The organism is Cellvibrio sp. OA-2007 (genome assembly GCF_000953825.1).
In the GTDB taxonomy this organism is placed as follows: Bacteria; Pseudomonadota; Gammaproteobacteria; order Pseudomonadales; family Cellvibrionaceae; genus Cellvibrio.
In genome coordinates this window covers 81135-104143 of sequence record NZ_BBUL01000096.1, presented here as the reverse complement: position 1 = coordinate 104143, position 23009 = coordinate 81135, and the positions used below count along the sequence as shown (strand labels likewise).

Below are 23009 nucleotides of genomic sequence, written 5' to 3'. Positions count from 1 at the left end.
TATGAAGTTGGAAAAATCATTTTCATTGCCAACATTTCTGAGTGTTTTTTTGCACGGGGCTTTGCTGGTTCTTTTTTTGGGTAATTGGGATTTTTTCAAGTCGGATGAGGAGCCTTATAAACCGCATTATGTAACTGCGACCTTGGTTGATCTTAAACCTAAAGCTAAGGCTGCACCGCAGCAGGTTAAAGAGCAAATATTGGACTCAAAGACTTACGAAGATTTGAAAAACAATAAAAAGCAAGAAGAGCAGCGACGTAAAGAGGCGGAAGCACTAGTCCAAAGTCAGCGGGAGCAGCAGGCGAAAGCCGCTGAAGCAGAGAAGCAAAAGCAGCAGAAAATTAAGGAAGAGCAAGCTAGAGCAGCTAAAGCCAAGGCTGCACAAGCAGAGGCTGAGAAAAAGAAACAGGCGGAAGCCGAGGCGCAGCGCAAAGCAGAGGCATTGAAAAAAACTCTGCGCGAGCAAGAGGCTCAAGCTGAGCAGCGCCGTATACAGGCTGCCCGTCAGTTGGAGGCAAAGCACATAGCTGAATCTAATGATGAAGCTAATGTAAAGAGCTACAACGAATTGTTATCGGAGCGTGTTGCCCAAAATTGGAGTAGGCCTCCTTCGGCGCGCGCAGGAATGGTGGCAATCTTTAATATAGATATGCTGCCAAATGGGCAGGTTATTAATGTCCAGCTTGCTAAAAGTAGTGGAAACTCTGCCTTTGATAATGCAGCTGAGCAAGCGATCAAAAAAGTAGAGCGATTTGTTGAAATCAAAGATGTGCCTATTGATGTCTTTGAGCGAAATTTCCGTCATTTTCAATTTGCCTTTAATCCAGAGGATTTACGTCAGTGAGATACATAATTAGCGCATTTCTGTTGGTGTTTGCGATTTCGGCAAATGCCCAGAACATAGTTTTTGTTACCAAGGGTGTTGATAATCCCACCAAGATTGCTGTGGTTCCTTTTGGTTGGGCTGGCGCTCGGTTACCAGGGGATATTGCAAAAATAGTTGGCAATGATCTGGAGTTTTCCGGTCAGTTTGAGGCTACTAAACCGGAGCGTATGCTGTCGTTTCCTCGCTCTGAGGCAGAGGTACATTATCGGGATTGGAAAGCCCTTGGTGCTGAGTACTTGTTAATTGGCTCCATTACGCAACAGGCGGGCCGCTATTATGCGAGCTATGAATTGTTTGATGTTGTGCAGCAAAAGCGTGTGTTTGCCAAGCTGACGGTGGATGGCACAGAGGCGCAATTGCGTGACATGGCGCATCATATTAGTGACAAAGTATACGAAACTATCACTGGCATTCGTGGTATTTTTTCAACCAAGTTGATTTATGTAGAGGCTTTTAAGCAGCCGCAAAAGTATCGTTTGATGTTATCTGATATTGACGGGTTCCGTCCTCGCATGTTGCTTGAATCGCGCTATCCTGTTTTGTCCCCTGTGTGGTCGCCTAATGGCCAGCGCGTTGCTTATGTATCTTTTGAAGCCGATAACAAGCCTGCAATATATATTCAAGATATTGCGACGAGCAGACGTCAGCAGATGACTAATTTTCGTGGTTTAAATGGTGCTCCGTCTTGGTCGCCCGATGGGCAAAAATTGGCTATGGCCTTATCCAAAGATGGCAATCCTGAAATCTATGTGATGAATGTGTTGACGCGCCAGCTAACACGTGTAACAAATCACTTCGCTATTGATCATGAGCCTTCATGGGCTGCAGATGGCGCCTCATTGTTTTTTACTTCTGATCGCGGCGGTAAACCACAGATTTATCAAGTCAATCTTGCCACTATGCAGCAAGAGCGAGTCACCTTTGATGGCGATTACAATGCGCGTGCGCGCGTCTCTCCAGATGGTAAAAGCCTGGTAATGTTGAACAAGCGCCCAGGTACCACTCACCATATTGCAGCACAAGATATAAAATCTGGTAATTTGCGTATTTTATCCGAGACAAATTTGGACGAATCGCCTACTATAGCGCCCAATGGCGCTATGCTGATGTATGCGACTCGTTCTGGTGGTAAAGGAGTGTTGGCGGCGGTGTCTCTCGATGCGCGTGTCAAAATCCTCCAGCCTCCAAAACAAGGTGATGTGCGGGAACCCGCATGGTCGCCATTCTTTAACTAAGTCCCGTAAAACAGATCTTTACCTCATTGGAGTTACACACACATGATTACTAAGGCAATCAAGCAAGGTCTTACTTTGGCTGTTGTTATGTCTTTCCTTGTTGGCTGTTCAAGCAGCGACAACAAAGGTACCGAGGCTCCAACAACTGGTACAGCGCCTGTAGAAAGCACTGTATCTGAAGCTACTTTGTCAAACGTTGTTTACTTTGACTTTGATCAATACTCTTTGACCGCTGAAAGCCGCGCTGTTCTGTTGGCTCACGCTGACAAGCTGAAAGGTGCTTCAGTTGCAGTACGTTTGGAAGGTCATGCGGATGAGCGCGGTTCACGCGAATACAACATGGCTCTGGGCGAGAAGCGTGCTAATGCTGTTCGCGATTTCCTCGTGACTCAAGGCGTTAACGGTTCTTCTCTGGAAGTTGTTAGCTTTGGCGAAGAGCAACCAGCTGCTACCGGTAGCGATGAAGCTTCTTGGTCTCAAAACCGTCGCGTAGAAGTTAAGTACTAAGAGTCTAAACCCGTATGCTTAAAAATCTGCTTGCTGTTGTTTTAGTGACTTCAGCTTCAGTCTCTCAGGCACAAGTACGGGTTATTGAGTCTTCACCCCAGAGCATTCGCTCTGGGGTGGCTCAATCTAATCTGCCTGTCTCTGCTGAATCTGATGTTTATTCCCAAATTCGCGCTTTGCAAGAAGAGGTAGCCACTTTGCGCGGTCTTCTTGAAGAGCAATCCTATGAGCTAAAACAGCTCAAACAACTACAACTAGACAACTACATAGATCTTGATCGACGTTTGTCTGGTAATACATCTGCTGCGGTAAGTGCTCGTACCGAAGACTCTATGGCAGCAGTTGCCGCTCCTGTTGCAGCGTCAGCTTTGCCTGGCACTGCTAGCGAAAGTGATGTTTATAAAGCCGCTTACGATTTGCTAAATCAAAAAGATTTTGATGGTGCCGTGCGAGCTTTCAAGGCACATCTGAACAGTTTCCCTAGTGGAAGTTTTGCCAGTAATAGCCATTATTGGTTGGGCAAAATCGCAATGCTCAAAAAAGATTACCCGCAAGCAAAAAGTTGGTTTACAGAGCTTATCGCCAACTTTCCAAGTGCTGCAAAAGTACCTGATGCTCAGCTCGATTTAGGTAAGGTTTATTTTTTGATGGGTGATAGAGCCAAGGCCAAGGCTTTATTGTCTGAGGTTGCAGCAGGTAACAGTGATGCTGCACGTTTAGCGCAGAAGTTTATTGCTGATAATTTCTAATTATTATTTTCAAGGTGCAGCGGTTGATTGCCAGCCTGGAATAAAGTATTTTTTTGGATAAAAAGAAGGGGTTTCTCTGTAGAGAAACCCCATAGTGCGTCCTGTATTGGATAAAGTAATCTCGATCACCTCAGCGTCCTGCTGAAAACCCAAGTTTACCGCTCAATCCATTGCATCTTCCTTATGTAAAACCTTCATACTCCCTTATTCGCTTATCCATCCCTGCATTTGGTTTTCCATTAGTTGTCATTCCTTCGTTCAGTCCATGAATCTCCCTTCTCCTTGCATCCGGTAGCTATGAATTTGTGTAGTTCCTTTTTACGTCCTTGTTGTGACTATTATCGAATACACATGCTCTATTGGGTAGCCGCCAAAGGCTGAATTCTATGTAGGAAATTGACTACAAAGAAGGTCAGTTTGTGTTTTGTTTTGGTCTGGTTCAAATAGGTAAGTTCCCCCGCTTGATAACCTATGCGCCGCCAATTGCAGTACACTGTGTTGAAAACAAATTATTACTATCGAGGTTGTAGTCTTATGTCGTTTGTTTTGAAAATACGCTTATTTGTTTTTAAATTTTTTTGGCTATTTGTCTTGATGGCGGGTTCTGCTCAGGCGATGGCTACAACTTCGTCTGATCTCAGCTATGAATTGACATATAAGGTTACTCTTGAGCCATCCAAGCAGGGGGCATCAGTAATAATCAGTGTGAATAAAGGTGAGCTGCTCAAGCAGTTGAGTTTTAATAATAGCCGAGATATTTATTCCAATATTCGGGCAAATGGCAAATTGATAATCAAAGATAAGCGTGTGACATGGGAGTTACCACAAGGTGTTGCACAATTATCCTATTTTGTAGCGCTTACGCATGAGCGCGACCCAGGGAAATATGATGCAATTGTTACTAAGGATTGGGCTGTTTTTAGAGGAGATGATTTGATACCTCCAGCTCATATAGATACTGGAGACGTTATGGGTTCATACGCGATTGCCACGATGCAGGTTGTTTTGCCAGAAGGCTGGACCAGTATTGAGACCGGGTGGCCGCGAAAAAAAGACAATATCTTTTCAATAGATAATCCTGATCGCCGCTTTGATCGTCCGACCGGGTGGATGATTGCAGGCAAGGTGGGAACGCGACGTGCGAAGGTTTCTGGGACTTCAATTGCCGTTAGTGCCCCTAAAGGTGAGCACTTTAAACGCATGGATTCGTTGACTTTTTTTAATTTTGTTTGGCCGGAAGTTCACAAGGCATTTATTAAAACACCCCAAAAATTATTAGTAGTTGGTGCGGGTGATCCAATGTGGCGTGGTGGACTATCGGCAGCTAATTCCTTGTTTTTGCATGCAGATCGTCCTCTGGTGAGTGAAAATGGAACTAGTCCATTGCTGCACGAATTGACTCATATGATTACTCGTATCAGCGGTGCCACAACTGCCAATACTAATGATGATTGGATTGCGGAAGGGGTTGCTGAGTTTTATTCTTTTGAATTGTTGTATCGTGCCCATGGCATGACTAAATCGCGGCGTAATGCAATTATTAAGAGTTTGGATAAGTGGGGTGCAGAGGTAAAGCATTTGCGGAAAAGTAAATCTACCGGGCCGGTAACCGCACGTGCAGTTGTGCTTTTGGATGAATTGGATAAGGAAATTCGCAAACGAAGCAAAAATAAATATAATATCGATCATGTAATACGAGATTTGATGAAAACCAGAAAAGTCACCTTAGATGATTTGCAAAAAAGCGTCGAAAAATTAATTGGCCCTAAAGTCGATGCGTTGAATTCCCCCTTATTAAAGTGATAGCAATCTTGTCATTTGTTAGCCATCGTGCTGGTAAAGTAAAGATATTCTATATTTTACTAGTCGATGGCTTAAGTGCTGATTAGTCACTCGGTAATTTTTGGCTATGAAGTCTTAGTCAAGTTTGCACAATATTTCAGTGTGTTTCTTTCAAGTGTTTAATTAAGCGCGCTTTCAACGATGACGGCAAATTTTTAATCGTCAGTACATCATTTGCAGCATCATACTCAATTTCACGTCCGAGGCACTCAGAGGCAAAGCTCATGCTCAAAGAGTCATTGCGGCCGCTGATGCGAACGTAGCTACGGATCTGCCCTGCGTGGGGAATAAATTCGGGTTTGAGTTCTGGCTTGCTGTTTTCTACATAACGCACAAAACGCTCAGGCTCGTAACTTTTTACTTCTTCTGCTAGGTTGCTGGAGAGTGCTGCGATAGTAACGGGTTTGCCGGCTTTATTTTGTTCCAGGCAGTAATCGACTACTTTGGTGCGAGTGATTTTTGCGGTAGCTTCGTCGAGTGTTTGGCTGAAGTTATCGACAATCTGTAAAAACTCAGCGGTTTCCTGTTTGATATCTTGCTTATCGGTAAAGGCAATAAATTGCGTGAAAGCATCAGCGATATCTTTGTCGCCGCGAGAACGCATCAGGGTGAGATAAGTGGATGAGTCGCCTGAAGTCCAATCATTAAGCTGGATTTTGGCTGCAAGGGTAAAACCACTGGTATCGAGAAAGAGTGAATCGTCTAGTGTTAATTCACCATCCAGATACAGTCCGCTTTGGTGTTCGACTAAATACACGCTCAGTGTATCGCCCACTTCTAATTTTTCTTCTACAAAAAACATATAGGCGTCGAGCAGTGACTCCGCCTTTTCCAGTGCCTGTTGAAATTGCTGCATTGCTTTATGGGTGAAACTCAAAAAACTCAACCGCTCTTCGCGACAATCACGCAGCCAGGCGGGCAGGGGGAATTCACCCAGTTCATCTGAAAAACGCCCGTAACTTTTGCCGCCCTTGCGAATAAACTGGGTTTTTAATTCATAAGCCAATTCTTCCAGTTTGCCTGCATGAGCAAATGGTTCACCGCGCAATTGCAATTCAAAGTTGCTACCGGGCGAATGACGATAAATACGGTGTGCAATGATGGAGGTTAAGGCCATGAATCGAGTCGCTTTATTGAGAGGTGATTAAAATTGGGCGGAGCTTAAAAGGCAGTTATTATAGGCGCCCGAGTTGATTTCAAACACCCTATTGGAAACCCTGCATGAATATTCAACGCTTGAATCCGACGCCGCGCTGGTCAGATGCCACTCTGTACAAGGGCACCGCCCATTTTGTCGAAGTCCCTAATAATACAGATTGTGCGATGGATGAGCAGATCACACAAATTCTGGCACAAACAGACATTACCTTAGCTGCGATTGGCAGCGACAAGTCTCGTTTGCTCTCTGCAACTATTTATATCACGCACAAAGATAATGTGTCCTCATTGAATCAAGCTTGGGAGAAGTGGCTGCCAGAAGGCTGTGCTCCCTCCCGTGCCTGCGTCAAAGTGGAATTGCTCGACCCTGCGATGTTGGTGGAAATTGCCTTTGTTGCGGCGGTTGATTAACCCTTCTTGTCCTGCCCATAGATTAATCCTGTCTATACTCATCCTATTGTTTTTATGTAGCGGAGTAATCTATGGCAACCCCAATCGACCAATATTTAAATATTCTCGCCAAAAAAGACGGCTCGGATTTGTATTTGAGTACTGGTGCGCCACCCTGCGCCAAATTCCAAGGTGTATTGAAGCCCTTGGCCACCGAGCCGTTTAAGCCGGGGGAGATAGAAGCAATTGCCAATGCGATTATGGATGAGGAACAGCGCGCAGCCTTTGCCCATGAGCTGGAAATGAATCTGGCGATTTCTATTCATGGTGTTGGGCGTTTCCGCATTAATATTTTCAAACAGCGCAATGAAGTGGCGATAGTCGCGCGCAATATCAAAACCGATATTCCGCAGTTTGATGCGCTGGGTCTGCCGGAAGTATTAAAAGATGTGATCATGACCAAACGCGGACTGGTGTTATTTGTCGGCGGCACGGGCTCAGGTAAATCTACATCCTTGGCGGCGTTGATTGATCATCGCAATTCATCCAGCGGCGGTCATATTATTACCATTGAAGATCCGGTTGAATTTGTCCATAAACACAAGCGCAGTGTGATCAACCAACGCGAAGTGGGTGTGGACACTCGCAGTTACAAAGCTGCATTAAAAAATACTCTGCGCCAAGCGCCTGATGTGATTTTAATCGGCGAGATTCGCGACCGCGAAACCATGGAGCACGCGCTGGAGTTTGCTGAGACCGGGCACTTAGCGATCTCTACGTTACACGCTAATAATTCCAACCAGGCACTGGAACGCATTATCAACTTATTCCCTGAAGAGCGCCGCCCGCAATTATTAATGGGACTGTCGCAAAATTTGCGCGCGTTTGTGTCGCAACGTTTATTGCCCACGGTGGATGGAAAACGTTGCGCCGCGGTTGAAGTGCTATTGGGCACTAAAACAATTCAGGAATTAATTTTAAAAAGTCGGCTCACCGAAATTAAAGAGATTATGGAAAAATCTGAAAATCTCGGTATGCAGACATTTGATGGCGCTATTTTTAAATTGTTTATGGCAGGCAAGGTGAGTTTTGATGATGCGATTGCCAATGCGGATTCTCCCAATAATTTGCGCTTGCGAATAAAACTGGCAACTGATGGTGTTGCAGTACCCAAGGCAGAAACTGCTGCGGCTGAACCGCAAGCGCAGGCCAAGGCGCCGACTAGTTTTGGCGAATTGAGTTTGCAAAAAATTGATGATGAAGAAGAGCCAATGTAAAAAGGAACCCGAAGGTTCCTTTTTACATGGTAATCAGTTGGCTATTACTGACTATTTTTGTTCGCGTGCAATCGCGCGATAGGCTATATCCTTGCGGTAGAACATGCCTTTCCAGCTAATTTGTTCGGCGAGTTTATAAGCGCGTTGCTGCGCTTCCAATACGGAATTACCGAGTGCGGTTGAGCAGAGTACGCGGCCGCCATTGGTAACTGCATTGCCATCTTTTACTGTTGTTCCCGCGTGGAAAACTTTTTCGCCCGCGATTTCAGTGGTGGGTAAACCAGAAATAATATCGCCTTTGTCGTAAGCGTCTGGATAACCGCCAGCTGCTAATACAATACCTACTGATGCACGTGCATCCCAATCGGCAGTGGTTTTATCCAAATCACCTTTGAGTGCAGCCAAACACAGTTCAACCAAATCCGATTGCAAACGCAACATAATCGGTTGGGTTTCAGGGTCGCCAAAGCGGCAGTTGTATTCGATCACTTTGGGTGTGCCCGCTGCATCGATCATCAAACCTGCGTACAAAAAGCCAACGTAAGTATTACCTTCTGCCGCCATGCCGTTCACGGTGGGGTAAATAATTTCTTGCATCACCCGGTCGTGTACCGCTTGGGTAACTACCGGTGCAGGAGAGTAGGCGCCCATGCCGCCGGTGTTCGGGCCTGTATCGCCATCGCCAACACGTTTGTGATCTTGGCTGGTCGCCATTGGTAATACATTTTTACCGTCAACCATCACAATAAAGCTGGCTTCTTCGCCTGCTAAAAATTCTTCAATCACCACGCGACAGCCTGCATCGCCAAACGCATTGCCCGATAACATATCGCGCACCGCGTCTTCGGCTTGTTCAAGTGTCTCAGCAACGATTACACCTTTACCCGCAGCAAGACCATCGGCCTTAATTACAATCGGTGCGCCTTTCTCGCGCAAATAAGCGAGAGCAGGTTCCACTTCAATAAAGTTTTGGTAATCCGCCGTTGGGATTTTGTGACGCGCGAGAAAATCTTTGGTGAAGGCTTTTGAGCCTTCTAATTGCGCGGCGCCTTTGCTTGGGCCAAAACACAATAAATTGCGCGCTTGAAAATAATTGACTACGCCCGCAACCAACGGAACTTCCGGGCCAACAATCGTTAGACCGACGTTATTGTTTTCTGCAAAATTGGCCAGTGCTTCAAAATTTAAAACGTCGATAGCAACGTTTTCCAGTTTTTCTTCCAGCGTTGTACCGGCATTACCCGGTGCAACAAATACTTTTTCAACTTGCGCGCTTTGTGCTGCTTTCCACGCGAGTGCATGTTCGCGTCCGCCGCTGCCAATAATTAATACGTTCATAAAATTAATATCTTTTTTGAGTTGTTCATGTAGGTTGGGGTGAGGGACGAACCCCAACATGACCATATACCTGTAACCGATGTTGGGGTTCGCAAGCTCACCGCCAACCTACAAAAGCAATATCACACATTATTAGTGATGCGATTTATCAATGTCTAAAGTGACGCATACCAGTAAATACCATCGCCATGCCGTGTTCGTTGGCAGCGGCGATAACTTCTTCGTCGCGCATTGAGCCGCCGGGTTGGATTACTGCAGCAATACCCACTTTCGCAGCATTGTCGATACCATCGCGGAACGGAAAGAAGGCATCGGAGGCCATTACTGAGCCAGCAACTTGTAAACCGGCGTGTTCTGCTTTGATCGCAGCGATACGCGCTGAATTTACGCGGCTCATTTGGCCTGCACCTACACCGATGGTTTGTGAGTTCTTGGCGTAAACAATGGCATTGGATTTAACGAACTTCGCCACTTTCCACGCGAACAACATATCGCGCAGTTCGTCTTCGGTAGGGATGCGCTTGCTCACAATTTTCAAATCGCTAGCGGTGATCATGCCGTTGTCGCGATCTTGTACCAACAAGCCGCCATTGACGCGTTTGTAATCCAATCCGGCGAAGCGCTCAGTACCCCACTCGCCGCAGGCAAGCAGGCGAACATTTTGTTTCGCTTTCACGACTTCAACAGCTTCGGCAGAAACACTGGGGGCGATAATCACTTCCACAAATTGACGTTCAACGATAGCTTGCGCAGTCGCTGCATCCAACTCGCGGTTGAAGGCAATAATACCGCCGAAGGCAGATTCGGTATCAGTTGCGTAGGCGAGGTCGTAAGCATCTTTAATGTTAGACGATACAGCAACACCGCAAGGATTGGCGTGTTTCACAATCACACACGCTGGCTCGGTGAAGCATTTAACGGTTTCTAGCGCTGCGTCAGTGTCAGCAACGTTGTTGTACGACAGCTCTTTACCTTGCAATTGTTTGGCGGTGGCGATGCTGGCTTCCTGTGGATTTTTTTCCACATAAAAAGCGGCTTTTTGGTGCGGGTTTTCACCGTAACGCATTTCTTGCGCTTTGATAAATTGACTGTTGAAGGTGCGCGGAAAATCGGCACTGCCACCTTCTACTAAACGGCCAAAATAATTGGCGATAGCGCCGTCGTAAGCCGCGGTGTGCTCGTAGGCTTTGATCGCCAAATTGAAACGGGTTTTCAGTGAGGTGCAGCCGTTGTTGGTTTGCATCTCAGTGAGAATAATGGCGTAGTCAGCAGCGTTAACCACGATATTAACGTGCGCATGATTTTTTGCGGCAGCGCGTACCATGGTTGGGCCGCCGATATCGATATTTTCTACGGCGTCCTCCAAAGAGCAGTCTTTGTTGGCAACGGTTTTTTCAAACGGGTACAAATTCACCACGACCATATCAATCGCGTTGATGCCGTGTTGCGACATCACACCTTCATCTATACCGCGACGACCTAAAATACCGCCGTGTACTTTTGGGTGCAGAGTTTTAACGCGGCCATCCATCATTTCCGGGAAGCCGGTGTAGTCAGAGACTTCAATCGCAGGGATCTTGTTGTCGGTAAGTAATTTAAACGTGCCACCGGTTGATAAAATTTCTACGCCTTGGGCGTGCAGGGCTTGGGCAAATTCGACAATGCCGGTTTTATCAGACACGCTGATTAACGCGCGTTTTACTGCAACAAGATCGGAAGTGTTAGACATACTCAGTTCCCATGTAAGTGAAAAATTAAACTGTTGAAAAGCAAAAGGGGTGGAAATAAATTGCCACCCCTTTTTTGATTGCCATGCGGCGCTGGGAAAATTACAGCAGGCCGTATTGCTTTAATTTTTTACGCAGAGTACCACGGTTCAAACCCAATACTTGCGCAGCGCGGGTTTGGTTGTGGCGGGTATATTTCAATACAATTTCAAGCATAGGCGCTTCTACTTCAGCCTGTACCATTTCGTAAACGTTGCTAACCTCTTGACCATCGAGGTGTTTGAAATAGTTTTCCATTGCCTGCTCTACACAGCCGCGCAGCGATTGAGCTTGTACTGGTTGGTTTGGGTTTGCAGCTTGTGCTGGAGTTGATTCAGCAAAGAAAGTTGCGGTATTCATGCGGCTTTTTCCTCTTTCGTAAGCAGCTGTTCAAAGAAATTTTGAATGCTGGTTTGTTGTTCTTCTGCATTATCTATAGCGTTAAAGGTTTTGCGAAATGCTTCGCTGCCAGGAACCGTTTGCAAATACCAACTCGCATGTTTGCGAGCGATACGCGGGCCCATAAACTCACCATAAAAACGGTATAGCTCACGCAGATGGGTACATAAAATGTCTCTGACTTTGGTCAGCGACGGTTCGGGTAATTGCTCACCGGTACGCAGGTAATGCGCAATTTCCCGGAAAATCCAGGGACGACCTTGAGCCGCCCGTCCTATCATCACCGCTGCGGCACCTGTCTGATCTAACACGGCTTTGGCTTTTTGCGGTGAATCTATATCGCCATTGGCAAATACCGGAATTTTCACGGCATTTACAACACTGGCGATAGTGTCATATTCGGCTTCGCCCAAAAAAGCATCGGCGCGGGTGCGGCCATGAAGTGCCAGCGCTTGTATGCCAGCATCTTCAGCGATGCGTGCAATACGCACTGCATTGCGTTCTTCGTTGCTCCAGCCAGTGCGAAATTTCAGTGTGACGGGTATATCCACTGCACTGACTACGGCTTGCAAAATATTAGCGACCAGTTGCTCGTCTTTTAAGAGCGCAGATCCGGCGGCTTTTTTACATACTTTTTTAGCGGGGCAGCCCATATTGATATCAATAATCTGGGCGCCATTGGCCGCATTGAGGCGCGCGGCCTCGGCCATCATTTCCGGATCACCTCCGGCAATTTGCACGGCGATGGGCTCGGCTTCACCCGTGTGATCCATTCGCAGGCTGCTCTTGCGGCTGCTCCATAAGGTGGAGTCAGCGGTGAGCATTTCCGATATCACCAACCCAGCACCCAGTGAGCGGCACAATTGACGAAAGGGGCGATCAGTCACACCTGCCATAGGCGCGAGAATGACCTGACTGTCGATACAAAAGGAGCCGATAGTAAACACGTGGTTGGCTTGTAGTGAGTGAATCGTTGTAGTTGGGGTTGCGCCGACAGTGCCGGATTCACCTGAGCTTCCCCTGTATCAAATTTGTACAGGGCCCTGCGTAAAAGGGTCGCCATAATACCCGTTTGGGCTGGGGTTTGGAACGCAAAAAGCATAAAAAATGGCGTTTTTTTGAGCGATAAAAATGGGTTTTTTAGTTGTTTTTGGTTGCAAAAAAATGTGAATTGGGGCAGGTCACCGGTGGCTTACTGACTAAGTGGGTCGTACAGGTACATTTCATAATTGCGTGGTAGGTGCATGATTAGAGGGTTTTCCAGTTTGATGATATTGCGCTGTTTAAGTTGGGCGCGGTTTAGCGATTTTATATGGCGTCGGCTCCAGAGTTGATTAAAGGAGCCATCTTGATAAGCGATCTCTAGTCCTTTTTGCACGCGATCAAGCGCTGCCTGATTGTTTTTGTGGGCGAAGAAAAATTTAGGTAATGGGTAGTAAAGTGCGAGATGAGTATCGCTCACCAGCCCCAAGCTGTTCAGGTCTTGCTGCTCGTAGAAAAACTCCATGGGGCCGCGGCAAAACAGGTCAATTCTGCCCGCTTTGGTCATGCGAAATAGACTGATAACGGTGCCGCTTTCCACCACTTGCAGATTATTGTGGCGCAGAATTTTGCTGTCAGCCCAGCCAATGCCTGCACCAAAGCTGTAGGCTTTTAATTGCGTAATGTTGGTTATCTCGCCGATGGGCTGTTTAATCGCGTCGCGCATAAAACAAATGCGGTAGCTGAGCGCACCGCGGTCAAGTGGAAAAGGAATAAATGCCAAGCTTTCCTGCTCGGCTAATTCATCTTCATAGCTCATTTGCAAAATTAGATTGGGGTAAACATTGTTGCTCATGGCTGCAAGTGTGCGAGCCCGGTTCATCGGCGGTATGCCGCGCAGTTCGTAGGGGCCAAATTCGGCGACAGTTTTGTCCAGTGCCAGCTGTAACACTTCAACTTCGTGAAGGACGCGTTCGTCGCTATTTAGTTCGGGCAGCTTGTGGGTAATGATTAATGGCTGCGTATTGGCTTTTACGATTGCGATAGGAAAGAGTAAGCACAGCAGGAGCGGACATAGATAAAGCTTATGTGCGTCTTTAATTGATATCAAAAACTGAGTGCCGATAAGTTCGGGTTTCATATTCCGATCCGCGCTTATGCAGAAGCAGATAGCCCTGTCATTGTTGTCTATGAGGCTAAGTTTAGTCGCTATTGTGGATTGGCGCGACTGCTACTGGCGCCACTCTTATTGTTGTGGAATTGAAATGTGGTAATTCACTGCTTCAGCGCCCGGATCAACCAAATCCAGACTGATGTGAACTTTTTGATTCTGTGGCATAAGTTCTCGTCCAACCAGTTCGCCCCCCAGATAATCTTTGGGGATAAAACGGCGTGCCGCTACCTGATTGTTGTCTATGTCGGTAAAAACCAGAAGCAGGTCGGGAAACGGCTGGTCAAAGGGGGCGCCATTAATCAGCATTACATCTACCGCCAGTGCGCCCTCGGCTTCTGGGTGTTCGCGTACTACTAAATTGGATGCGATGATGCGGCTGGTATCAACCAGTGTTGGCACCTCGCAGCCTAGATAGGGGCAGAGAAATAAATAGCCGGTGCGATAGGGCTCGACTCTGCTGAAGTAATCGAACTTAAACCAGCCTACCTGTACTAGTAACGCAACCAGCGCCAGCGCACTGAGGCTTGGCCAGAGTTTGCGCTGATACCAGCGACGCATGCGTTTGGCATTAAATTCTATCGGTGCCGGGATAATGTTCATCAGCAGTGCGGTGCGAGAGCCATCGTAAGCGCGGATTTTGGGCTGGGTTTTGACCTGGCGCTTGGGGGTATCACTATCCTCGTTGCTGTTGTCATCCGGGGTTTCAAAAATACTGGGGTCAGGTATATCAGTGGTGTTGGCTTGGTTGAAGCCCTGATTACTGGGGATATTTGCCAGTTCGTCGCTGAGGATAAAGTCATCGTTTGTTGATGGCTTGCTCTGCGGCTCAATCTGTTCTTCTTTCTCGCCTACGAGGCTGAAGATGAGCCCTGGGGTTGAGGCTTTAGCGGGTGCAGGTGATTCTGCGACTGGTGCATCTAGTTCTGATTCGGTATTGACTGCATGGCTGGAAAATAGCGCGTCATCTGCCAGTTGCTCATCGGTTTTGGGTTTGAGCAGCCCGAGCTGGGGAGTGTCATCCTCATCATCGATTAGCATTTCCGCCCAGGATTCATCGGCTGCGCTGGCAGGATCTTCACTTGTGTCTTTGTTGCTAATTTTGCGCTCGAACAGCGACACCTCTGCTTTGGGGGTCGAGCCTATATCGATAAAACCATCAAACTCGTAGTCTGTGTTGTCGGTTTTACTATCATCCATGTCGTCGCTAATCAGCAGGTCATCCGTTTCATCAAGGGGTGATTTTTTGATGGTACGCATGACCGGTTTAGCTGCTGCGGGTTTTGTTGCGGGCGTGGCTGTAACAGATGCCTTGGGGGGCTCAACGGGTAGCGGTTTGATTGCACTTAATATCGCGGGTTGCGCGGTGGCAGTGGCCGATTTGCTGGCAGGAGTTTGAGTTTGTGTTGTCACCTTTGTAGTTGGTGGTGTTTTTGCGGGTACGGTTTTTGTTGCTGCAGCGGTGACGCTGGGCTTTGCTGTTGCAATGCTAGAGGGGGATGATGCAGTGTTATTTTTTGCCGGCGTTGCAGCCACATATTCCTGAGCCTTGAAGACATGCAAGCAGGAGCCACAGCGAACCGCACCCTTGGCGGATTGCAGCTGGCTGGGGGTCACACGAAAAGCTGTCCCGCATTTGGGGCAGCGAGTGATCATTTGGTTGCTAGCAGAGGTCATGGTTTATTGGCTCTTAACACAAAGGGGCAGGAGAACCCCGGTCAGTTTCTTGGTGCAGTTTAACAGTGTAACTAGCGGGAGCCGCAGGGTAAATTCCAGCGACAGCCGGTCGTTGTATTCTCCATCGGCAATGCCAACTAGCTCACCTTTGTGGCGGTTAAACGCACCCACTCTTCTTGCTCGGCGATAGGGTCAAACACAAACCAGGGTCTATAGGCCGCCATGACTGATTCAGCCTGCACCGATAAAATCCCTGAAAGGCAGAGTTTCCCCCCAATTTTGGTCATGGCACTCAGTGCAGGTGCAAGTTCTGCCAGTGGGCCAGCGAGTATGTTGGCGAGCATTACGTCTACCTGTACTGCCGGACATTGGGGTGGCAAGTAGACCGGCATTGCATCTTCCGGCAGCTGATTGCGCTTGGCGTTTTCGGTGGTGGCAAGCAAGGCTTGCGGATCTATATCCACGCCGATGACTTTTTTGGCTCCCAACAAGAGGGTGGCTATGCCGAGAATTCCTGAGCCACAGCCGTAGTCGATAACCTCTTTGTCGGTGAAATCCTGCTGATCGATCCACTGCATGCACAAAAATGTAGTGGGGTGGGTGCCTGTACCAAATGCGAGGCCGGGGTCGAGCATCAGATTAACTTTGTCTGGTTCCGGTGGCTGCTGCCAGCTGGGGCAAATCCACAGGCGTTCGCCGCAGCGGATGGCTTGATAGTTGGCCATCCATTCCCGCTCCCAATCCTTATCTTCCAGCTGCTCCCAATAATGTTCAGGCAGCGGATTGCCAAAGCGCCGCTCGGCGATGGCAATTGTTTTGGCGGTATCGATTTCTGCATCAAACAGACCGGTTATCTTTACGCTGTCCCAGAGTGGGGTTTCGCCTAAACCGGGTTCCAGAATGGGCTGATCGGCATTATCTTGCAGGGTAACGGACGCTGCGCCGCAGGCGAGCAGTGAATCTTCGAGAGATTCTGCATAGCGGCGCGAGCTGATAATTTTGAGTTGTAACCAAGGCATAAAGTAAATTCTTGCTGATAAATGTGGAGCTGAAATGATGGGCGCAAATACGTAGTGACGCAATGTAAAAGGGCGCGATAAATCGCGCCCTTCAGGTCAATTGGCAGCTTTACTCCGCCAATTTCTTTTCCAGATAGTGGATGTTTACGCCACCTTTGCGGAATTCCGGGTCCCGCACCAGCATTTGCTGCAGCGGGATATTGGTACGAATGCCGTCGACAATGGTTTCATCCAGTGCGTTGCGCATACGGCTCAGGGCGATCTCGCGGGTATCACCATAGGTGATAATTTTCGCGATCATTGAGTCGTAATTCGGCGGCACGGTATAACCATTGTACAAGTGTGAATCCACTCGCACACCTAAGCCGCCCGGCGCATGGAAACCTTTTACCAGGCCGGGGCAGGGCATAAAGGTTTTCGGGTCTTCTGCGTTGATACGGCATTCAAACGAGTGACCGCGAATGATCACATCGGATTGTTTGATTGACAGTGGCAAGCCCGAACAAACGCGGATTTGCTCCTTGATCAAATCGATGCCGGTCACCATTTCGGATACCGGATGCTCAACCTGAATACGGGTGTTCATCTCGATAAAGTAGAAACGGCCATCTTCGTACAAGAATTCAAAAGTACCGGCGCCTTTGTAGCCAATATCAATACAGGCTTTGGTGCAAGCGGCATAGGTCGCTTCGCGCACATCTTGCGGAATGCCGGGAGCGGGTGCTTCTTCCAGTACTTTTTGGTGGCGGCGTTGCAGTGAGCAATCGCGGTCACCCAAGTGGATCGCGTGGCCTTGGCCGTCAGACAGAATTTGCACTTCCACGTGACGTGGGTTCTGTAAAAATTTCTCCATGTACACAGTGTCATCGCCAAAGGCAGCTTTAGCTTCGCCTTGGGTTACATGGATGGAGTTGATCAGTGCCGCTTCGGTGTGCACTACGCGCATACCGCGACCACCGCCACCAGCGGCGGCTTTGATGATAATTGGGTAGCCGATGCGCTTGGCGATCTTCATGCACTCTTCAGGGTCTTCTGGCAGTGGGCCATCTGAACCTGGTACGGTAGGAACGCCCGCTTTTTTCATTGCTTTAATCGCTTCAACCTTGTCGCCCATCATGCGGATTACCGCTGGATCTGGTCCGATAAAGGTGAAGCCGCTTTTTTGCACGCGCTCGGCAAAGTCAGCGTTTTCAGCGAGAAAGCCGTAGCCGGGGTGAACGGCTTCGGAATCGGTGATTTCCATCGCGGCGATAATTGCCGGTACATTTAAGTAGCTTTTGGGTGATGGGTTTGGGCCAATACAGACGGATTCATCTGCCAGGCGTACGTGTTTTAAATCGCGGTCAATTTGTGAATGGACAGCAACTGTCTTGATGCCCATTTCCTTGCACGCACGCAATACACGCAATGCGATTTCGCCGCGATTGGCGATCAAAATTTTATCGAACATAAACCAGTTCCTCAGCGATTAGCGATTGGGGTGCCCTGCAGGCAACCGCAATGGTTGATTAAACAATGGTCACTAAAGGCTGATCGAATTCAACTGGGTTGCCGTCTTCCACCAAAATCGCTTCGATGATGCCAGTCTTGTCGGCTTCGATTTGGTTCATCATTTTCATCGCTTCGATAATGCAGATTACGTCGCCCGCTTTTACGTGTTTGCCCACTTCAACAAACATAGGTGAGCCTGGGCTTGGTGAACGGTAGAAGGTGCCAACCATTGGCGATTTCACTACATGGCCAGCAGTTGCCGGTGCCGCTGGGGCTGCTGCAGGTGCGGCCGCAACCGGAGCTGCTGCTGGCGCTGCAGCGGCAGGTGCTGCAGGCATAGCGTAACCAGCAGGCGCTGGTGCGCTGAAGTATTGGGTGGTGCCACTGTTACGGGCGATGCGCACAGACTCTTCGCCTTCTTTGATTTCCAGTTCGCCGATGTTGGATTCTTCCAGCAGCTCGATCAATTTTTTAATTTTGCGAATATCCATAAAATCCTCTCTGTAACAAGGTGTGTTGTGATTGTTATTGGCAGGGCCAAATTAATAAAAGCGTTACTGTTTAACGAGTTTGAATGCAGCTTGTAGTGCCAGTTCATAACTGGTGGCACCAAAACCGCAGATGACGCCGTGGGCGACATCAGAAAAATAAGAGTGGTGACGAAAGGCTTCGCGTTTGTGCACGTTGGATAGGTGTACTTCGATAAATGGAATGCCGACCCCTAACAATGCATCGCGCAAGGCGACACTGGTGTGGGTAAACGCAGCGGGATTGATGATGATGAAATCGACACCTTCTTTGCGCGCATCGTGAATGCGGTCAATCAGTTCGTATTCAGCGTTGCTTTGCAGGGTTTGCAGATGATGGCCAGCCGCTATGGCGACTTGGGTCAAATTGCGGTTGATATCATCAAGCGTAGTTGCACCATAGATGTCTGGTTCGCGCAGGCCTAACAAATTCAGATTGGGGCCGTGAAGTACCAAAATGGTTGCCATTAACAGTGATCCTGCGGTGATATTCTGGTTTTATGCTGAGACTCGCAACGAAAGCGCAAGTTCAGCTTGCCGGGGATTTCAAAGTGGGAGGAGTTTGCCGCAAAAAGCAGGATATGTCCACGATGCCCGCGAAATTTTGTTTAGATGGCAGAAAATGCCTGCATGATTGAAGAAGTTATTCGTGATAGTGTTAAGCAGGGGGGTGGAAATAGCCGTTTTGCTCGATTATCCCCGCATCTTGCCCCCATGTTAGCGGCAAGATGTGAGAAGTTGCAAAATGTTGCAGGCAAGTGTGGCGAAAATAATCAAAAAGCAATTACTTTGCGGTTATTTTCGCTTTTAGTGTGTCGATAATCAGGTCTTGTGTTAGCAGTTGCGGTAAAACGATTGCTTTATCGGTGCTGCCGGCGGGGAACCAGAGGTACAAAGGCACACCACTGCGACCATATTCTTGCAGAAGTTCAGTGATTTTCGGGTCAGTATTCGTCCAATCGCCTTTAATTGTCGCCACATTTAACTCATCAAAGATTTGCTCAACGGCCTGGGTGTGAAGTGCAATTCGCTCATTGGCGAGGCAGGTCAGGCACCAATCAGCGGTCAAGTTGATAAATACTGGCCGACCTTCGGCGCGCAGTGAGGTGACAAGTTCAGGGCTGTAAGCTTGCCAGCGGCCAGTCGGTGTTTGGTTTTGGTTTGCGGAGCTTTGCCAAACCAGGACAACTGCAATTATCCAACTGGCGGCGATGCTAATCCGGCGCACTAGCTGCCAAAATCCCCGCGCGTCGCGTCCTAATAGCCAGCAGCCAAAGGCGATGGCGACAGCACCAACGCAGAGTGCTGCCATACCGCTAACGCTGGTTTGACGGCCGAAAACCCACAGCAGCCAGATTGCACTAAGGTAAAGAGGAAAGGCGAGGAATTGCTTGAGGTTATCCATCCAGGCCCCGGGTTTGGGCAAGCGCTCGGCCAACGTGGGCAAGTAACAAAGTACTAATAAGGGTAATGCCATGCCAAAACCCAAGGCGGCAAATACGGCAAGGCAGGCAATGGCTGGTTGGGTTAAGGCAAAACCGAGTGCGGCCCCCATAAAAGGTGCGGTGCAGGGGCTGGCGACCACGGCTGCCAACACGCCGGTAAAGAAAGAGCCGCTCAGGCCGGATTTTTGGGTCAGGTTTTGGCCGGTTCCCATCAGGCTGCTGCCAACATTGATCAGGCCTGACATGCTCAAGCCCATCACAAAAAACAAATAGGCGAGGGCGGCGATGAGGCCCGGCGACTGCAGCTGAAAGCCCCAGCCAATTGCTTCTCCACCTCTGCGTGCGATGAGTAAAGCCACAGCGAAGCCCACAAAACACAGCACAATACCAAGGGTATAAACCCAGCCGTGGATGACGAGTCGCGAGCGGTCTGCGGCTGCCAAACTCATCACCTTAATAGAGAGAACCGGAAATACGCAGGGCATCAGATTCAAAATCATGCCGCCCAGCAGCGCAAAAATAATCGCCTGAAAGATCCAATTGGAACCGGTTGTTGTAGCGGTGGATGATGCGATAGCTGCACTTGTTGATTCAACGGCAAGTGGCGGTGCGCTTAAGGCCTGTTCCGTCACTAAGGCGTTTGCGGGGTCAATCGCCAGTGTCAGTTTTTGCGGGGGATAACAGAGGCCTGCATCGGCGCAACCCTGATACTCCAGCTTTAGCGTAAATGCCTTGTCGATGCCCGCTAAATCAAAGCTCGCCGACACCTCGTGGTAATGCACCATGGTTTCGCGTTCAAACAGCTCGTCATACTTCATCTTACCCGGGGTATAAGAAGGAGTTAGTTGGATATTGCTGTCGGGGCGAAAAACAAAGCGCTCCTCATACAGGTAGTAACCTTCTGCAATTTGCCAGTGCAAAACCAGTCTGCCTTGCGTGATGATGTAACTGGGTTTGAATGCTTCGGCCACGGGCAAAAATTCATCTTGGCCGGCGAGTAAGCTGGAATTCAATGCATTGTTGCTGGTGAACGATCCGGTTTTTTGCGTTAAAAAATCCTCGGCAGTGCTGGGTTGGGCTAATAGCATGACAAGTAGCATTAGCGCGTTCATGCTGAGTCGATACACAAGTCCAGATCTTGGTTGATGCAAATTAAACATGGTATGAGGAGCTTCCCGGTTTAAAAGTAAATGTTCGTGAGCGAGCAATGGTGCCCGGCGACGCGACTTACAGTAACATACGCGGCCTGTAGACAACCGGTAATAAAGATCATTCTATCGCTGTTTGGTTTTTCTTTTGCGATTAGATGTTCGGGTGGTCTGGTAAATTAATGTATGGATTGTCTAACGAGATTATCGAGAAGGGTGTTATGCGTAATTCTATTGGTCGCAGTGGTTTATTGGCTGTTTTGGTGTGTTCGCTCAGTGCTTGCCAGATTCCCTTTTATGCCAATCAAAAAAAACAACCTGCTCCCGCTCCTGTGCCCCAAGTGCAGCCTAAACCCGTCATTACCAAAGAACAGCAAGCAGTAAAACTGTTGATTCTCAATGGTGAATATACCTTGGCGCACGACCAGCTACTCACACCCCACAATGACAACGCATATGATTACTTTCGTGCAGCACTCAAGTTAGACCCCAATAACACCCGCGCCAAAGGTGGCCTGCAGGGTATTGTTATGCGCTATGTAGATCTCGCCCGTCAGGCGGCGGCTCGTGGCAATTACTCGCAGGCAACCACAATGCTCAATAATGCACGCATTGTTGATCCGACCAACTTGCTAATTAAAGAAGTAGCAACCGGTTTGGCGGAACAAATTAAATCAGCCCCGCCAGTAGAGCCTTATCGTGGCGGTGCAAATGAGTTTTTACTCGATGCGAGCTTGCTTGGCAAAGATGATCCGCAAATTATCGCCAAGCTAACCGGAATCGCACAAAAACTAAAAGCAACTAAGAGTCTGGCGATTATCATTGCGCGCACGGATGTGGAAGGGCGCTGGATCTACCAAAAAATGCGCGATGCGGTGCCGGGTTATAGAGTGCGCGGCGACATCAAATTAGGTAGCCCGCCACGCGTACAATTGGTGCCGGTGGCGCAGTGACTGTATCTGCCAAAAAGGCGCTCATGAGAGCGCTTTTTTTTGTCGCTAATGTTCAATGGTTTTTTTGTGAGTGATTGATGGTTGGCGAATATTCAAATCAATATCTGCAATTGCGCGCGCAGCGTTTGGCCTTGTCTACGCGGGAATTTCTGGCGCGGGGTAAGTCGGTGGTGCGCTGTGAGGCTTGTCAGCTGGCGGTATTTGCGTGTCTTTGTCCTTGGCGACCAGAGTTGGCGGCGCGCTCGGAATTTGTACTGTTGATGCATACCGATGAGGTGTTTAAGCCCACCAATACCGGGCGTTTGATTGCGGATATTTTGCCGCGTCAGACCCATGCTTTTTGTTGGAGTCGCACCCAGCCAGCCCCGGAATTGTTGGCTTTATTAAGTGATCCGCAGCGGCGCTGTTTGATCGTGTTTCCGGTGGATGCCAGTGATGCCAGTGCCAAGCCGCGCCAGTTGATTGCTGAGTTGCCGGACGACGGCAAAATCAATACGTTTGTTGTGTTGGATGGCACCTGGAAACAGAGCGGTCGGATGTTTCATTTGAGCCGTTGGCTGGAAAATATCCCCTGTGTGATATTGCCGGAGGCTTTGGTGCGCGGCTACGCGGTGCGTAAATCCCATCAAGAGCATTATTTATCGACCGCAGAAGCGGCGAGTTTATGTTTGGAAATGGCGGGTGAGCCGCGTATCGCCAATGCACTGCAGGATTATTTTCAGCTATTTAATGTGCATTACCTGGCGACACGTGGCGCGGTTGCTCCTGTTGTTGGCGAGTTGCATAAACGTATGGAGGCTTACAAAAAAGCCTGAGATTTGCCCTATTTCCTCGGGCTTATAAGCCAATAGCCGCAGCGTGCTGTAGTTGATTTCCTACATGAATCAGTGAATTTTGCGACTATTCCCAACCCTGTGTTTACTTGAAAATGGCTTCTAACAAGGAGGTCGTCAGGGAGGGTAGGTTGACCAAGCAGGGTCAAGGGAAGCGCCTAATTCGGATCGCCATTTTCACTCAATTGTGTCATGTAAATGAAAGGCGATTACAAGG

21 protein-coding genes are annotated in these 23009 nt (G+C 48.5%); 9 read left to right on the top strand and 12 right to left on the bottom strand.

Going from position 1 to position 23009, the window contains the following annotated elements:
• Position 1: 1 nt before the first annotated feature.
• The 5 genes from tolA (at position 2) to AWU77_RS17260 (ending at position 5180) form a co-directional block, all read left to right on the top strand.
• Positions 2-844: a cell envelope integrity protein TolA gene (gene tolA, locus AWU77_RS17280; protein WP_062066308.1), complete on the top strand. Its 843-nt coding sequence runs from the start codon at positions 2-4 to the stop codon at positions 842-844.
• The gene (gene tolB, locus AWU77_RS17275; protein ID WP_062066305.1) at positions 841-2121 is read left to right on the top strand and encodes a Tol-Pal system beta propeller repeat protein TolB; all 1281 of its coding nucleotides are present in this window, start codon (positions 841-843) and stop codon (positions 2119-2121) included. Before tolA ends, tolB begins: the two co-directional genes overlap by 4 nt.
• A 42-nt stretch (positions 2122-2163) precedes the next feature.
• Positions 2164-2628, top strand: coding sequence for a peptidoglycan-associated lipoprotein Pal (gene pal, locus AWU77_RS17270; protein WP_062066302.1), 465 nt, complete (start codon positions 2164-2166; stop codon positions 2626-2628).
• A gap of 14 nt (positions 2629-2642) precedes the next feature.
• Entirely contained in the window at positions 2643-3377 is a 735-nt protein-coding gene (gene ybgF, locus AWU77_RS17265) for a tol-pal system protein YbgF (RefSeq protein WP_238582509.1), read from the top strand.
• Positions 3378-3911: 534 nt separating this feature from the next.
• Positions 3912-5180, top strand: a complete 1269-nt coding sequence (locus AWU77_RS17260; protein WP_062066299.1) for a hypothetical protein — start codon at positions 3912-3914, stop codon at positions 5178-5180.
• A 136-nt stretch (positions 5181-5316) separates the two neighbouring features.
• Here AWU77_RS17260 and AWU77_RS17255 read toward each other — a convergent pair whose 3' ends face one another.
• Positions 5317-6336 carry a nucleoid-associated protein gene (locus AWU77_RS17255; RefSeq protein ID WP_062066296.1) on the bottom strand — a complete coding sequence of 340 codons (1020 nt, stop codon included), beginning with the start codon at positions 6334-6336 and terminating at the stop codon, positions 5317-5319.
• A gap of 104 nt (positions 6337-6440) precedes the next feature.
• Between AWU77_RS17255 and AWU77_RS17250 the strand changes: the two genes are divergently transcribed.
• Both AWU77_RS17250 and AWU77_RS17245 read left to right on the top strand, forming a co-directional pair.
• A complete protein-coding gene (locus AWU77_RS17250) occupies positions 6441-6788 on the top strand; it encodes a RidA family protein (RefSeq protein ID WP_062066293.1) in 348 nt (115 codons plus the stop codon).
• A 71-nt stretch (positions 6789-6859) separates the two neighbouring features.
• Positions 6860-8044, top strand: a complete 1185-nt coding sequence (locus AWU77_RS17245) for a PilT/PilU family type 4a pilus ATPase (protein ID WP_062066290.1) — start codon at positions 6860-6862, stop codon at positions 8042-8044.
• A gap of 51 nt (positions 8045-8095) precedes the next feature.
• Here the strand turns inward: AWU77_RS17245 and purD are convergent, their stop codons facing one another.
• The 11 genes from purD to AWU77_RS17190 form a co-directional block, all read right to left on the bottom strand.
• The gene (gene purD / locus AWU77_RS17240; protein WP_062066878.1) at positions 8096-9382 is read right to left on the bottom strand and encodes a phosphoribosylamine--glycine ligase; all 1287 of its coding nucleotides are present in this window, start codon (positions 9380-9382) and stop codon (positions 8096-8098) included.
• Positions 9383-9530: 148 nt separating this feature from the next.
• Positions 9531-11111, bottom strand: a complete 1581-nt coding sequence (gene purH / locus AWU77_RS17235) for a bifunctional phosphoribosylaminoimidazolecarboxamide formyltransferase/IMP cyclohydrolase (RefSeq protein WP_062066286.1) — start codon at positions 11109-11111, stop codon at positions 9531-9533.
• A 100-nt stretch (positions 11112-11211) separates the two neighbouring features.
• On the bottom strand, positions 11212-11508 hold the full coding sequence (gene fis / locus AWU77_RS17230; protein ID WP_062066283.1) for a DNA-binding transcriptional regulator Fis: 297 nt from the start codon (positions 11506-11508) through the stop codon (positions 11212-11214).
• A complete protein-coding gene (dusB, locus tag AWU77_RS17225; RefSeq protein ID WP_084618528.1) occupies positions 11505-12494 on the bottom strand; it encodes a tRNA dihydrouridine synthase DusB in 990 nt (329 codons plus the stop codon). Before dusB ends, fis begins: the two co-directional genes overlap by 4 nt.
• A 245-nt stretch (positions 12495-12739) precedes the next feature.
• Positions 12740-13669: a hypothetical protein gene (locus AWU77_RS17220; protein ID WP_152625393.1), complete on the bottom strand. Its 930-nt coding sequence runs from the start codon at positions 13667-13669 to the stop codon at positions 12740-12742.
• Positions 13670-13774: 105 nt separating this feature from the next.
• Positions 13775-15376, bottom strand: a complete 1602-nt coding sequence (locus tag AWU77_RS17215) for a DUF3426 domain-containing protein (RefSeq protein ID WP_062066280.1) — start codon at positions 15374-15376, stop codon at positions 13775-13777.
• Positions 15377-15513: 137 nt separating this feature from the next.
• Entirely contained in the window at positions 15514-16395 is an 882-nt protein-coding gene (prmA, locus tag AWU77_RS17210) for a 50S ribosomal protein L11 methyltransferase (RefSeq protein ID WP_062066277.1), read from the bottom strand.
• 109 nt (positions 16396-16504) lie between these two features.
• A complete protein-coding gene (gene accC / locus AWU77_RS17205; RefSeq protein WP_062066274.1) occupies positions 16505-17845 on the bottom strand; it encodes an acetyl-CoA carboxylase biotin carboxylase subunit in 1341 nt (446 codons plus the stop codon).
• A gap of 58 nt (positions 17846-17903) precedes the next feature.
• On the bottom strand, positions 17904-18377 hold the full coding sequence (gene accB / locus AWU77_RS17200) for an acetyl-CoA carboxylase biotin carboxyl carrier protein (protein ID WP_062066271.1): 474 nt from the start codon (positions 18375-18377) through the stop codon (positions 17904-17906).
• A gap of 63 nt (positions 18378-18440) precedes the next feature.
• Complete coding sequence (aroQ, locus tag AWU77_RS17195; RefSeq protein ID WP_062066266.1) at positions 18441-18881, bottom strand: type II 3-dehydroquinate dehydratase; 441 nt, start codon at positions 18879-18881, stop codon at positions 18441-18443.
• A gap of 316 nt (positions 18882-19197) precedes the next feature.
• A complete protein-coding gene (locus AWU77_RS17190) occupies positions 19198-20946 on the bottom strand; it encodes a protein-disulfide reductase DsbD (RefSeq protein ID WP_238582508.1) in 1749 nt (582 codons plus the stop codon).
• Between the two features lie 281 nt (positions 20947-21227).
• Between AWU77_RS17190 and AWU77_RS17185 the strand changes: the two genes are divergently transcribed.
• Together AWU77_RS17185 and AWU77_RS17180 are read left to right on the top strand one after the other, a co-directional pair.
• Positions 21228-21959: a hypothetical protein gene (locus AWU77_RS17185; protein ID WP_062066868.1), complete on the top strand. Its 732-nt coding sequence runs from the start codon at positions 21228-21230 to the stop codon at positions 21957-21959.
• A gap of 77 nt (positions 21960-22036) precedes the next feature.
• On the top strand, positions 22037-22774 hold the full coding sequence (locus AWU77_RS17180) for a tRNA-uridine aminocarboxypropyltransferase (protein ID WP_062066261.1): 738 nt from the start codon (positions 22037-22039) through the stop codon (positions 22772-22774).
• Positions 22775-23009 lie beyond the last annotated feature (235 nt).

Bases quoted from the DNA above. Each gene is read 5' to 3' on its own strand.
- tolA (WP_062066308.1), top strand. From the start codon at position 2: ATGAAGTTGGAAAAATCATTTTCATTGCCAACATTTCTGAGTGTTTTT.
- pal (WP_062066302.1), top strand. From the start codon at position 2,164: ATGATTACTAAGGCAATCAAGCAAGGTCTTACTTTGGCTGTTGTTATG.
- ybgF (WP_238582509.1), top strand. From the start codon at position 2,643: ATGCTTAAAAATCTGCTTGCTGTTGTTTTAGTGACTTCAGCTTCAGTC.
- AWU77_RS17260 (WP_062066299.1), top strand. From the start codon at position 3,912: ATGTCGTTTGTTTTGAAAATACGCTTATTTGTTTTTAAATTTTTTTGG.
- AWU77_RS17255 (WP_062066296.1), bottom strand. From the start codon at position 6,336: ATGGCCTTAACCTCCATCATTGCACACCGTATTTATCGTCATTCGCCC.
- AWU77_RS17250 (WP_062066293.1), top strand. From the start codon at position 6,441: ATGAATATTCAACGCTTGAATCCGACGCCGCGCTGGTCAGATGCCACT.
- AWU77_RS17245 (WP_062066290.1), top strand. From the start codon at position 6,860: ATGGCAACCCCAATCGACCAATATTTAAATATTCTCGCCAAAAAAGAC.
- purD (WP_062066878.1), bottom strand. From the start codon at position 9,382: ATGAACGTATTAATTATTGGCAGCGGCGGACGCGAACATGCACTCGCG.
- purH (WP_062066286.1), bottom strand. From the start codon at position 11,111: ATGTCTAACACTTCCGATCTTGTTGCAGTAAAACGCGCGTTAATCAGC.
- fis (WP_062066283.1), bottom strand. From the start codon at position 11,508: ATGAATACCGCAACTTTCTTTGCTGAATCAACTCCAGCACAAGCTGCA.
- AWU77_RS17220 (WP_152625393.1), bottom strand. From the start codon at position 13,669: ATGAAACCCGAACTTATCGGCACTCAGTTTTTGATATCAATTAAAGAC.
- AWU77_RS17215 (WP_062066280.1), bottom strand. From the start codon at position 15,376: ATGACCTCTGCTAGCAACCAAATGATCACTCGCTGCCCCAAATGCGGG.
- prmA (WP_062066277.1), bottom strand. From the start codon at position 16,395: ATGCCTTGGTTACAACTCAAAATTATCAGCTCGCGCCGCTATGCAGAA.
- accC (WP_062066274.1), bottom strand. From the start codon at position 17,845: ATGTTCGATAAAATTTTGATCGCCAATCGCGGCGAAATCGCATTGCGT.
- accB (WP_062066271.1), bottom strand. From the start codon at position 18,377: ATGGATATTCGCAAAATTAAAAAATTGATCGAGCTGCTGGAAGAATCC.
- aroQ (WP_062066266.1), bottom strand. From the start codon at position 18,881: ATGGCAACCATTTTGGTACTTCACGGCCCCAATCTGAATTTGTTAGGC.
- AWU77_RS17190 (WP_238582508.1), bottom strand. From the start codon at position 20,946: ATGCTATTAGCCCAACCCAGCACTGCCGAGGATTTTTTAACGCAAAAA.
- AWU77_RS17185 (WP_062066868.1), top strand. From the start codon at position 21,228: ATGCGTAATTCTATTGGTCGCAGTGGTTTATTGGCTGTTTTGGTGTGT.
- AWU77_RS17180 (WP_062066261.1), top strand. From the start codon at position 22,037: ATGGTTGGCGAATATTCAAATCAATATCTGCAATTGCGCGCGCAGCGT.